Below are 12,357 nucleotides of genomic sequence, written 5' to 3' on the forward strand. Positions count from 1 at the left end.
CGCAATGGCGCCTTTGCCACTTTTTTCAATAAATCAATCTGTTCGGACAAGGATTGAACAGACGGTTGCTTTTTCAATCAAACATTTTCAACACAGATAATTTACAAGGTTGCCAAGGCCAAACGGCAAGGATAGTCTTGCGCCACTCGACGCGAGGATGGTGGTAATGGATAAAAAAACGCAAAAACGTCTCTATGGCTGGTTGCGCAAGCAATCGAGTCACGGTCGCCGCTGGATCACGATATCCATCGCTTTTGGCCTTGGCCAGGGCATTCTGATGGTGGCGCAAGCCTGGCTGCTGGCGACCCTGTTGCACGGCTTTATCATCGAAGGCTCAACGCCTGAGCAATCCATCACGCTCTTTATTACCCTGCTGCTGGTGACGCTTGGCAAAGCGGCGCTGGCCTATGGCCGCGAAGTGGCCAGTTTCAAGGCGGGCAGCGCGGTGCGCCAGACCATCCGCCAGCTGGTGCTCACGCGCTTGGGTCGTCTCGGCCCTGCCTATATCCAGCGCCGTCCGGCCGGTAGCTGGGCCAGCCTGTTGCTGGAACAGATTGAAAACATGCAGGATTTCTTCTCCCGCTATCTGCCACAGATGGCCATCGCCGTCTTTATTCCGGTGGTGATTCTGGTGGCTGTATTCCCGGTCAACTGGGCGGCAGGTCTGATCCTGCTGGGCACTGCGCCCCTCATCCCCATCTTTATGATCCTGGTGGGTGTGGGCGCCGCCGATGCCAACCGCCGCAATTTTCAGGCGCTGGCCCGTCTCTCCGGCCATTTCCTCGATCGCCTGAAGGGGCTGCGTACCCTGCAACTCTTTATGCGTACCCAGGCAGAAGGTGACGCCATTCGCGACGCCTCGGAAGATTTTCGCGAGCGCACCATGGAAGTGCTGCGCCTGGCGTTTTTGAGCACCGCCGTGCTGGAGTTCTTCGCCGCTATTTCAGTGGCGCTGGTCGCCGTCTACTTCGGCTTCTCTTATATCGACCATCTGAACTTTGGTAGCTATGGGGTCAAGGTCACCCTCTTTACCGGCCTGTTCGTGCTGTTTCTCGCCCCCGAGTTCTACGCCCCGCTGCGGGAACTGGGTGCCCACTACCACGCCAAAGCGCAGGCTATCGGCGCTGCCGAGCAGCTGCTGGAATTCCTCGAAGCCGAGGTGAGCGAACCGGCTGCAGGCACGGCGCCGTTCCATGCCGACAGCCCGGTCAAGGTCGAAGCCAAAGGGCTTGAAGTGCTGAGCGCCGAAGGCAAGGTGCTGGTCGGCCCCATCGACTTCACCCTGGAAGCCGGTTCGCGCACCGCCCTCATCGGCGTCAGCGGCGCAGGCAAAAGCTCGCTGGTCAATGCCCTGCTCGGCTTTGCGCCCTATCGCGGTGAACTCAAGGTCAACGGGCAGGAGCTCGCCACCCTCGACATGAGCCAGTGGCGCCTGCAACTGGGCTGGCTCTCGCAAAACCCGCAGCTGTTCCACGCCTCCTTGCGCGACAACCTGCTGCTGGCCAAGCCAACGGCCAGCGATGCAGAGCTGGAAGATGCCCTGAAACGGGCGCAGGCGTGGGAATTTGCCATGGAGAAGGGTCTCGACTATCCGGTCGGCGATCAGGCAGGCGGCCTCTCGGTCGGTCAGGCTCAGCGCCTCGCCTTGGCGCGAACCCTGCTCAAATCAACCCAGCTGATGGTGCTCGATGAGCCGACCGCCAGTCTGGATCGCCACTCCGAACGCGCCATCATGAGCACCCTTGAGCAGGCGATGGCTGGCCAGACCCTGCTGATGATCACCCACCGCCTCGACCAACTTACTAAGATGGACAAGATAATGGTGCTGGCCCGCGGCCAGCTGGTGGAGCAAGGCAGCTTCCAGCAACTTAGTTCTGGGCAGGGGCATTTTGCCCGCCTGCTCTCCCAACGTTCCGGAGGTTCTCTCGATGAGTGATCTGTTGCCATTTCTGCGCCTCTATCGCCAACACTGGCTCAGCCTCACCATTGGTTTGCTGCTGGCGCTGGTGACCCTGGCCGCCGGCATGGGACTACTCTCCCTCTCCGGCTGGTTCCTCTCCGCCGCCGCCGTGGCGGGGATGACAGTTGCGACGACCCATGCCTTTAACTACATGACCCCCGCCGGCGGGGTGCGCTTCTTCTCCATCGTCCGTACCGCCGGTCGCTGGGGTGAGCGGGTCGTGAGCCACGACGCCACCTTCAGGGTACTGACCCGACTGCGGGTCTGGTTCTGGCAGAAACTCTCGCCGCTCTCCACCGGTACCCTGGCCGGTTTCCGTCAGGCGGATCTGCTCAACCGACTGGTAGCCGACATCGATGCGATGGACCACGTCTATCTGCGGCTGATCACCCCCATAGGCGCGGCCCTGCTCAGCACCGCCGGACTGGTCTTCTTCCTGTCGTTTTTCGACAGCCGTCTCGCCCTCACCCTGGGTGCCATTCTGCTGTTTGGCATGATCGCCCTGCCGCTGGTGTTCTACTTCCTCGGCCGTCGCCCCGGTCAGGCGCTGATTGCCGAAAAATCGACCCTGCGTACCCGGATGGTGGACTATCTGGATGGTCAGGCCGAGCTGCAGATGTTTGCCGCCGCCCCCAAGGCGCTGGTTGAGCTGCAACAAGCCGAACAGGCGCTGCTCGTCGCGCAGGCCCGGATGGCCAAGGTGAGCGGGCTGGCCAACTTCTCGGTACAACTGCTGAGCGGCTGGACCCTGACCCTGATGCTCTGGCTGGCCGGTCATGGAGTGGCGGGTGCGGCGCCCGACCCCATCACAGCACTGATGGTCTTTGCCACCCTGGCAAGCTTCGAGGCACTGATGCCGCTGGCGGGGGCTTTCCAGCACCTCTCCACCAGCCTTACCTCGGCACGCCGCCTGAACGAGATCCTGCAAGAAGCAAAAGCCCCTGTGTGGGGCGACGAGCAGACCCACGCTACCGCTGGCGCGCTGCAGATCAATGACCTCTATTTTGGCTACCCCGGCAACCCCCAGCCGGTGCTGCGTGGCTGCACCCTGCAGCTGCACGCCGGTGAGAAGCTGGCGCTGCTGGGCCAGACCGGCTGCGGCAAATCGACCCTGATGGGGCTGCTGACCCGGGAGTGGAGCCCGCAGGCAGGCAAAATCCTGCTCGATGGCAAGCCGCTCACCGACTACAGCGAAGGGGCGCTGCGCGCCTCCATCTCGGTAGTAAGCCAGCGGGTGCATCTGTTTGCCGATACCCTGCGGGGCAACCTCAAACTGGCCGCCCCGACCGCCACTGACGAGCAGCTGATTGCGGTGCTGACCCAGGTCGGACTGGCCAATCTGTTGGAAGATGAGGCGGGCCTCGACGCCTGGCTCGGTGACGGCGGCCGCCCCCTCTCCGGTGGCGAGCGTCGCCGTATCGGCATTGCCCGCGCTCTGCTGCACGATGCGCCGCTCTGGCTACTCGATGAGCCGACCGAAGGGCTCGACAGCCAGACCGAGCGGGAGATCATGGATCTGCTGTTCCGGCTCGGGGCTGATCGCACCTTGCTGCTCATCTCCCACCGCCTGCTGGGGATGGAGCAGATGGACCGGATTGCCCTGATGGAAGAGGGACAGATCCGCCTCTGCGCCCCTCATGGCGAGCTGCTGGGGGATGATTACTACCGCAGCCTCTATCAGCGACTGGCTCCGGTTTGATATCAGGCTGATGGGGGTCACACCCTGACAACAGGGCGCAAAACGGGGCTGGTCGCCGCAGGCGGCTGGCCCCTATAATGTCCCCCTCATTATTCAACAAGATGCCGACATGGAGCGCCTGCGCATTTCTACTGTCCTCATCACCGACACAAGATACGAGACGATGAAACGCCTGATCCTGATGATGCCCCTGATTGCCTCCGGCTGTGCCAACTACGCCTTCAACAGCAATCTGGATAAAGAGAACTTCGACGAATACTTCAAACCCGGTAGCGTGCGCATCTATGAACAGGATGAGCTGGCTGACCTCAACTACCTCTACCTCGGCACCATCGAGGGGGAATCCTGCCAGTCCGATGCCAACCAGCCGGTGCCCAACGCCGGTGAAGCGCGCACCCTGGCCCGCCGCCGCGCGGCCGACATGGGCGGCAACGGCGTCACCATCGATAAATGCGCCGAGTTCAGCGACACCCCGGGCTGCCTGAAACAGGTGATCTGCTACGGGCAGGCGCTGAAAGTGGCCGAAGAGAAGTAACCCGCTGTCATGGCCCTCGCTATCGTTCGTCTTGGCAGCCCGCGCCTGCCCGATGAGGGGCTGCGGATCGGCACGGTGCGCCGCCCACCCCACGGCGTACCCAAGAGCGAATTTGCCAGCCAGCATTGGTACGATGTCTGGTTCCCCAATCTGGCCCCCAGCAGCGAGACCATGAAGCTGGGGCAGGCAGCCGAGACACCCGCCCAATGGGCGGCGTTTGGCAAACAGTACAAGGCCGAGATGGCGCAACCTGCCGCCAGGCACGATCTGGCGCTGCTGGCCGCCCTCTCCCACACCACCAATCTGTCGGTGGGTTGCTACTGCGAGCAGGAGTCCCACTGCCATCGCGCCATTTTGAAAGAGCTGCTGGTAGCCGCGGGGGCCGCCATTCGCTAACTCGGTGAGCGACAGCGATGGGATGGAGGATCGCGTCAGCCTTTATTCGGCAACAATCAGGCATGGATAGAGAGAGGGCATCCCGCGGGATGCCCTCTCTCGTTGTATTCACACCTGCCGCGCCACGCTCGGCAGCAGCGGCTCGATGCACCTCTCCTATTGCAGACTGGGCTCCAGCAACTGCTGCCGCAGCGAAGTCTCCTCGGCCTGAGTCATGGCATGTTCCGCCACCCCGGCGGCAGGTTCGATGGCCAGCCAGTGGGCAAGGTCGGCGGCGGTCTCCTCCAGCGGCCGGAAATTCAACCCGTGGACGATGGCCGCCTCGGCGCTTATAGAGCCGTAACCGGCAAACTCCGCCTGCGCGCAGGGCAAGAGGGTGGGATAGCTCTGCCAGGGCTCGATTCCGGCTGCCATCAGGACCGACCAGGGCAACCACTCGGACTGGATGGGGCTAGCTGGCTGCAAGCGGGCGCTCAACCGCTCCAGCCAGTCACTCAGGGTAATACCGGATTTGAGCAAGTTGAATGTGCCCCCCAACTGCTGCTCGGCCGCGCGCAACACAAACTCGGCGCAATCGCGCACATCGAGATACTGCAAGCGATCCTCGCCACTGCCCGGCAGCAACCAGGGCCCGCCCTGCTGCACCCGCTTAATCCACCAGGCCATGCGCCCGGTAGGATCATGGGGGCCGCACAACACGCCTGGGCGCAGGATGCAAAGCCGCTCACCCCAGCGGGCGCGATACTCCTGCTCGCACAACACCTTGAGGGGGCCATAGTCAGTGGGCATTTCCCCTTCGGGGATAGCATGCAGCGGCGCCGACTCATTCATCCCGGGCATTGAGAAATCGCGATAGACGCTGATGGTGGAGATAAAGATCAACCGCGCGCAGCGCCCGAGCAAAGCTGCCGAGAGGCTCGCCGCCTGTTCGGGGCGATAGCAGCAGGTGTCGATGACGAGATCCCACTGCAACCCTGCCCCTTGCAGGGCGCTCAGGCTCTTGTCCCTGTCGCCGGTGAGCTGCACCAGATCGCGCCAGTCCGGATGCTGGTGCAGACCGCGGTTGAACAGAGTCACTTCATGGCCCCAATCCAGTGCCAGCGCGGTGAGGTGGCGCCCCAAAAAGCCGGTGCCACCGATAATCAGCAGTTTCATCCCTCTCCCTCCCCCTTCGGCGCATGTGCGCACATTTCATCCTGACACGCCAGTTGCCTCCACCCTACGCAACTTGGCGCGCGGGCACAGCCCCCGACTGGCCGGGATGGGACAGGGATCACGGCAGCGTCGCAGAAAAGGGCGTAGCGAGGCCAAGCCTGCGTTTTGGGGCCGCCTGTGCTAAATTGCCGGGGTTTTCAGTCAGGATCCGCCATGAAGTTCGAAATCGACACCCTCGGGATCATCCGCTCTCCCTACAAGGAGAAGTTCGCCATCCCCCGCCAGCCCGGACTGGTCAAATCGGCCCGCGCCCGCCTCGAGCTGCTCCCCCCTTACGATCAGCCGGATGTGCTACGCGGCATCGAGCAGTTCTCCCATCTGTGGCTCAGCTTCGTCTTTCATCAGACCATGGCGCAGGGCTGGCACCCGACGGTGCGCCCGCCGCGCCTTGGCGGCAACGAACGGGTCGGCGTCTTTGCCACTCGCTCCACCTTCCGCCCCAATCCGCTAGGGCTCTCGGTGGTCGAGCTGCACGGGGTCGGTCGCGAGCGGGGCAAGCTGTGGCTGGAGTTGGGGGCGGTGGATCTGCTCGATGGCACCCCCATCGTCGATATCAAACCCTATATTCCCTATGCCGACAGCCTGCCGGATGCCCGTGGTGGCTTTGCCCCCGACGCACCCACCCCGCCGCTGGCGGTGAACTTCAGTGCCGAGGCCGAGCAGCAGTTGCAACCCTGGCTCAATGCCCATCCCGAGCTGCGCCAGCTGGTGAGCGAAGTGCTGGCACAAGATCCGCGCCCCGCCTACAAGAAGGGCAAGCCCGATGAGAAGGAGTACGGGGTGCGGCTGTTTGACTGCAACGTCCGTTTTCGCATCAGCGAGCCGGATTGCGTGGTGCTGGCCATCGAGCCCGCCTGAACCTGGGCGGGCCGACATCACTGATGCTATTTCACGCCTTCTTCACATCACAAGGGGCTTAATGAGCCTGTAAATTGTGTGGCATTGATCAGACTATCCGCTCGGTTACCAGTGATACCATGCAGACAGTAGAGGGTATCTCCTCTCTGACTGATGCCAGCGGCAGACTGCCGGTTGATGGCAAGCATGGCAGCCCGGCTATTGCCGCCAAGGTATCAGGCCTCGCCCCGACACGCTTGAGTGCGGGGATGCCACACGGATGTGACAACACTTCGAAGGAACAAACCTATGCTGATGAACAGTGAACAACGTTATGGCACCCTGAATATCGGGCTGCACTGGCTGACCCTGTGGGCCATGATCGCCGTCTACGCCCTGATCGAATTTCGCGATATCTTTCCCAAGGGGGACCCTGGCCGGGATCTGATGAAGGAGTGGCACTTTATGCTGGGGCTGCTTATCTTCGCCCTGGTCTTTGTCAGACTGGCCCTGCGCTGGATGAGCCCGACACCCCGTATCGTGCCCGAGCTATCCCCGCTCATGCACAAGCTGGCAAAACTGGCCCACCTCGCCCTCTACGGTTTTCTTATTCTTACCCCGCTGTTTGGCTGGCTGCTGCTGAGCGCCGCGGGCAAGCCCATCCCCTTCTTCGGGCTTGAGCTGCCTGCCCTGCTTTCCCCAAGTCCGGATCTCAAGGGACTGATCAAGGAGGTACACGAGACCCTGGGTAATATCGGTTACGCCCTGATCGGCCTGCACACGGTGGCGGCCCTCTATCACCACCATATTCTCAAAGACAACACCCTCACCAATATGCTGCCGCTGCGCCGCAGCTAACAAGCAGCAGAACAAAAACAGAAGGGGCACACATTGCCCCTTCTGTTTTTTGAACGCGACAAGACCGGTGTCTCTGAAGCGGCCCACTGCTCAGGCCTCTGACAGGTCTCTACAAGCAGAACGCCTTATGATTCAGTCCCGATACAGGAGCTGCACGATAGGATTCGAATTGACTCAAAGCGACATACACTTTCTAATTGACAGTCTGGACCCCTATGACCGTTCACATCATGAAAATTCTGTTGGTCGAAGACGACAAGCTGCTCAATCACCACCTCTCCTCTCTGCTGACCGAAGCCAACAATCAGGTATACAGCACCGATCAGGCCGGAATTGCGTTGCACTATGCCGCCGACTACCCCATTGATGTGGCGATCATCGATCTCGGTCTGCCCGATATGGATGGCTTGCAGTTGATCCGCCAACTGCGCGAACGGCAGATCCCCTTCCCCATCATTGTGCTGACCGCCCGTGGCAACTGGCAGGACAAGGTCGAAGGACTGGAGGCGGGGGCTGATGACTATCTGGTCAAACCGTTCCAGAAAGATGAGTTGCTGGCCCGCCTCAATGCCTTGATGCGCCGCAGCGCCGGCTTTATCTCCCCCAGAGTGAAGGCCGGTGATTACGAGCTGGATCTTTCCCGCAAGGAGCTGACCATCGATGGTGAAGTGGCAGTGCTCACCAGCTTTGAATACCTGATTCTGGAGTACCTGATGCGCAACGCCCGTCAGGTGGTCTCCAAGCAGCAGTTACTCGACCAGCTCTACGGCGATGGAGAGGGGGATCCCAACACCATAGAGGTGATGGTGAGCCGCCTGCGCAAAAAGCTGGATCCGGAAGGGACGATTCAACCCATCTCGACCATCCGTCGTCAGGGCTACATCTTCAACCTCTCCTGTAGCTGATGCAGTTTCATCTGCCACGTCCCATCAGGATGCTCCGCAGCTCTCTGCACATCAAACTGCTGCTCAGTTCGCTGCTGGTCATCGCACTGAGCATGGGGTTCGCCGTCTATGCTCTCTACCTCGGCCACATGGAGGAGCAGAGCCAGAAGGCGAGCGCCGGCATGCAGGAGAACCTGGCCAAGATGTTCTCCTCTACCAAGCCAGTCAACAGCGAAGCCACCGAGATCGGGCGCATTTCCCGCCAGGTCAGTAACAGCAATCTCGATACGCTGATCTGTCGTGCCGATGGCGAGCTGATTTGGTCGAGCCTCCATATGCCGGAGGTGATCAAGGCCAAACAGACCATCTGTCGGGACCTGATGAAGTATCTGGGGGGAATGGATCTCGACTACTTCTTCAAGAAGCACACCATCAAGAACGGCGAGAGCTACTTTGTCTACAGCCTGCGTTTTACCCGCAATCCCGGCAGCGGCACCACAGCCTACTACGTGGTGATGATTGACTCGGCCAAACGCTATCACGAAGAGTCCCGCGCCTACCTCTACCAGACGGCCAAACAGGCGTTGCTCGCCTATCTGCTGCTTGCCGGGCTGCTGCTGCTCACCACCTTCTGGAGCCTCCGCTCCCTGCGCACTATCGCCAATCAGCTCGACGATATCCGGGCAGGCAAGCGGGATGCTATCGCCCATGATTTTGAACGGGAGTTGGCCCCGCTGACCGACTCCATCAACCAGTTGCTGGAGAACGAACGCCAGCAGACCCAGCGCTACCAGCATGCCCTCAACGATCTCGCTCACAGCCTGAAAACACGGCTGGCGCTGATCCAGATCACCACCCGCGAAATGAAGCTGGGGAGGGAGATCCACGACAACATCAATGAACAGATCCTCACCATGGATCAGATGATCCAGTACCAACTCAGACGAGCCGTCACCGGTCGCCAGCGCCTCGCCAGCAAGGGCACCGAGCCGGTACCGCTCATCGAGAAGCTGCTGGCCAGTCTGGCCAAGGTCTATCGCCACAAGAAGCTGCAGACCCACTTCCAGTTCGATGATGATGCCCTCTTCCACGGCGAACAGGGCGATCTGATGGAACTGATGGGCAACCTGCTCGACAACGCCTGCAAATTTGCCATCAGCGAAGTGAAGGTGACGGTACGCCGCCATCTCGATCGGTTACGCATCGAGGTAGAAGATGATGGCCCGGGCATCGATCCGGCCAAATCGGAGCAGATCTTTCAGCGTGGCGTGCGCGCTGACAGCTCGCCCGGCCAGGGCATCGGTCTGGCTGTCGTGACCGAGATCGTTCACAGCTACGGCGGCCAGATCCGGGTCGATGAATCTCCCCTCGGCGGTGCCCGCTTTACCCTGGATCTTCCCTGACACCGGATGGGCAAGGCCACTAGCCCTGCCAACCGCTCCATCGCCCTCCCCGGGGTTAAAAAATCCCGCCTGGCACCACCCAATTCAGCAATATGCTATCGAGATACTTGAGATGTGATGCATCTCGGTTAAGCTATGGCCGACTCGTTTGTTAACCATTTGATGGATCTTTAATCGCACTATGGAAAACATGTTTGAAAGATTGATGTACGCATCCCGCTGGATCATGGCCCCCATCTATCTTGGGCTCAGCCTCATACTGCTGGCACTGGGGGTGAAATTCTTTCAGGAGATCCTCCATATCCTGCCCAACATACTGGAGATGAAAGAGGTGGATCTGGTGCTGGTCACACTGTCGCTGATCGATATCACCCTGGTAGGGGGACTTATCGTGATGGTGATGTTTTCCGGCTATGAGAACTTCGTCTCGCGTCTCGATGTAGGGGATGAGAACGACAAACTGGTGTGGCTCGGCAAGCTCGATGCCGGCTCCCTGAAAAACAAGGTCGCCGCCTCCATTGTCGCCATCTCCTCCATTCACCTGCTCAAGGTGTTTATGAATGCCGAGAACCTCCCCAATGACAAGATCAAGTGGTACCTGCTGATCCACATCACCTTTGTCCTCTCGGCCTTCGCCATGGGCTACCTCGACAAGCTGACCCGCAAATAGAAGTCAGCCTGCGATAGACGCTATGCCCGATAACACGACATGGACCGGGCATAGCGGTCGCCCCGAGCAGGGGATGGATTGGCAACGGGGATAAGCAAGTCACCAACATAGATGGCCGCCCGCCTTTGCCGGTATTGTGGTCGCCTTGAATGCCATGGCGGCATTCTCTACAATGACCCACTTTTTATTCATTTCGGGTTATATCGATGAGCGATACCAGCACCAAACCGGCTCTGCCGGATCACCTCTCCTGCAATCCCCGCAGCCCTCACTATGTGGCAGCCTGCTTCGAGCACCCGATCGGTATTCGCCTGAACGGCAAAGAGCGCACCGATGTCGAGGAGTACTGCATCAGTGAAGGCTGGGTGAAGATCCCCTCCCCCAAGGCGCTGGATCGCCGTGGTCAACCCATCCTGATCAAACTCAAGGGCACCGTCGAAGCCTATTACAGCTAATCGCAGCCACCCGCTTCGGGTAAAACAGAAGGCCACCCTCGCGGTGGCCTTCTGTTTTTCGGCATTTGTGCTGGCATCTGCGCTCGCATCGTCGCCAGCACCAGACCATATTTCTCGCCGGGCAGCCCTTATACCCCCAACCGATCGCGCAAGGTGTACCAAGCGGCGCCCGCGGCGGTGAAGGGAATGCGGAACAGGCGACCGCCCGGGAAGGGATAGTGCGGCAGCTTGGCAAAGGCATCGAAACGCTCCGCCTGACCGCTCAGCACCTCGGAGAGCAGCTTGCCCGCCAGATGGGTACAGGTAACACCGTGGCCGCTGTAGCCCTGCATGTAGTAGATGTTGGGGCCGATGCGACCAAACTGTGGCAGCCTCGACAGGGTGAGCAGGAAATTGCCGGTCCAGGTGTACTCCACCTTGACGTCTTTAAGCTGGGGGAAGGTCTTGAGCATCTTGGGGATGATCAGCCGCTCGATATCTGCCGGATCCCGTGCGCCATAGACCACGCCGCCGCCATAGATCAGCCGGTGATCGGCGCTGGTGCGGTAGTAGTCGAGCAGGTAGTTGCAATCCTCCAGGCAGTAATTCTGCGGCAGCAGCTCGCGGGCCCGCTCCTCCCCCAGCACCTCGGTGGCGATCACCTGGGTGCCACAGGGCATGCTCTTGCCAGCGAGCTCGGGCACCAGATTGCCGAGGTAGGCGTTACCGGCCACCACTATGTAGCGCGCCTTCACCGCTCCTTTGGCGGTCTTGACCAGAGCAGGCTGGCCCGGGGTGATGCTGGTAACGGCTGACTGCTCGAAGATCTGCCCACCCTGCATGCGGATCGCTTCAGCCTCGCCGAGAGCCAGATTGAGGGGGTGAATATGGCCGCCGCTCTTGTCGAGCAGGGCGCCGACGTAGCGATCGCTCGCCACCACTTCGCGCACGCCTCTGGCATCGAGCAGCTCCAGCTTGTCGTTGCCCCACTTCTGCCAGCGCGCCTGCTGCGCCTTGAGCTCGTGGAACTGTTTTTCGGTCTCGGCGGCAAAGACGCCCCCCTCCTGCAGATCGCACTGGATGTTGTAGCGTTTGATCCGCTCGCGGATGATCTGCCCCCCCTCAAACAGCATGGAACCGAGCAGCCTGGCCTGATCAGGCGGGCAGTTCGCTTCTATGGTATCAATGTCGCGGCTGTAGGAGTTGACTATTTGGCCGCCGTTGCGGCCGCTGGCGCCAAAACCGACCCGGGCTGCCTCCAGTACCACCACCTTGTAGCCCTTCTCCACCAGATGCAGGGCACTGGAGAGGCCGGTATACCCCGCCCCGATGACGCAGACATCGCACTCCAGCTGCTCGGTCAGTGTCGGGTAGGGCGCGTGTTTATTGGCGCTGGCTGCGTAGTAACTGTTTACATGTTCGGTCATGATCCTGTTTCCTTACCGGTTTGGTTGGCAAACCCTATT

The 12,357-nt window shown here is 60.6% G+C and carries 12 protein-coding genes; 10 read left to right on the plus strand and 2 right to left on the minus strand.

What is annotated here, in order from left to right:
* Window positions 1-166 precede the first annotated feature (166 nt).
* The 4 genes from cydD to G5287_RS07000 all read left to right on the plus strand — a co-directional run bounded on the left by cydD (window position 167) and on the right by G5287_RS07000 (window position 4,590).
* Window positions 167-1,936, plus strand: coding sequence for a heme ABC transporter permease/ATP-binding protein CydD (cydD, locus tag G5287_RS06985; RefSeq protein ID WP_421231079.1), 1,770 nt, complete (start codon window positions 167-169; stop codon window positions 1,934-1,936).
* Entirely contained in the window at window positions 1,929-3,659 is a 1,731-nt protein-coding gene (gene cydC / locus G5287_RS06990) for a heme ABC transporter ATP-binding protein/permease CydC (RefSeq protein ID WP_421171745.1), read from the plus strand. Before cydD ends, cydC begins: the two co-directional genes overlap by 8 nt.
* 163 nt (window positions 3,660-3,822) lie before the next feature.
* A complete protein-coding gene (rcsF, locus tag G5287_RS06995) occupies window positions 3,823-4,194 on the plus strand; it encodes an Rcs stress response system protein RcsF (protein ID WP_158109736.1) in 372 nt (123 codons plus the stop codon).
* A gap of 9 nt (window positions 4,195-4,203) precedes the next feature.
* Window positions 4,204-4,590 carry a DUF488 domain-containing protein gene (locus G5287_RS07000; RefSeq protein WP_421231080.1) on the plus strand — a complete coding sequence of 129 codons (387 nt, stop codon included), beginning with the start codon at window positions 4,204-4,206 and terminating at the stop codon, window positions 4,588-4,590.
* Between the two features lie 156 nt (window positions 4,591-4,746).
* On the opposite strand, the gene G5287_RS07005 is transcribed toward G5287_RS07000, so the two are convergent.
* Complete coding sequence (locus G5287_RS07005) at window positions 4,747-5,745, minus strand: NAD-dependent epimerase/dehydratase family protein (RefSeq protein WP_421231081.1); 999 nt, start codon at window positions 5,743-5,745, stop codon at window positions 4,747-4,749.
* 213 nt (window positions 5,746-5,958) lie between these two features.
* Here G5287_RS07005 and tsaA point away from each other — a divergent pair, with 213 nt between their 5' ends.
* From tsaA to G5287_RS07035, 6 genes are all read left to right on the plus strand, one after another.
* Window positions 5,959-6,663, plus strand: coding sequence for a tRNA (N6-threonylcarbamoyladenosine(37)-N6)-methyltransferase TrmO (gene tsaA / locus G5287_RS07010; protein ID WP_227342267.1), 705 nt, complete (start codon window positions 5,959-5,961; stop codon window positions 6,661-6,663).
* A 288-nt stretch (window positions 6,664-6,951) separates the two neighbouring features.
* Window positions 6,952-7,500, plus strand: a complete 549-nt coding sequence (locus G5287_RS07015; protein ID WP_421231082.1) for a cytochrome b — start codon at window positions 6,952-6,954, stop codon at window positions 7,498-7,500.
* A gap of 230 nt (window positions 7,501-7,730) precedes the next feature.
* Entirely contained in the window at window positions 7,731-8,405 is a 675-nt protein-coding gene (locus G5287_RS07020) for a response regulator (protein ID WP_216953181.1), read from the plus strand.
* The gene (locus G5287_RS07025) at window positions 8,405-9,787 is read left to right on the plus strand and encodes an ATP-binding protein (protein ID WP_216953180.1); all 1,383 of its coding nucleotides are present in this window, start codon (window positions 8,405-8,407) and stop codon (window positions 9,785-9,787) included. Before G5287_RS07020 ends, G5287_RS07025 begins: the two co-directional genes overlap by 1 nt.
* Window positions 9,788-9,968: 181 nt before the next feature.
* Window positions 9,969-10,457 (plus strand): TIGR00645 family protein, encoded by a 489-nt coding sequence (locus G5287_RS07030; RefSeq protein WP_216978340.1) that lies wholly within the window; start codon window positions 9,969-9,971, stop codon window positions 10,455-10,457.
* A gap of 206 nt (window positions 10,458-10,663) precedes the next feature.
* Complete coding sequence (locus tag G5287_RS07035) at window positions 10,664-10,912, plus strand: DUF3297 family protein (RefSeq protein WP_005347440.1); 249 nt, start codon at window positions 10,664-10,666, stop codon at window positions 10,910-10,912.
* A 128-nt stretch (window positions 10,913-11,040) separates the two neighbouring features.
* On the opposite strand, the gene G5287_RS07040 is transcribed toward G5287_RS07035, so the two are convergent.
* A complete protein-coding gene (locus G5287_RS07040) occupies window positions 11,041-12,318 on the minus strand; it encodes an NAD(P)/FAD-dependent oxidoreductase (RefSeq protein WP_216953179.1) in 1,278 nt (425 codons plus the stop codon).
* Between the last annotated feature and the right edge of the window lie 39 nt (window positions 12,319-12,357).

It is taken from the genome of Aeromonas sp. 603079 (genome assembly GCF_049172135.1).
In the GTDB taxonomy this organism is placed as follows: Bacteria; Pseudomonadota; Gammaproteobacteria; order Enterobacterales; family Aeromonadaceae; genus Aeromonas; species Aeromonas veronii.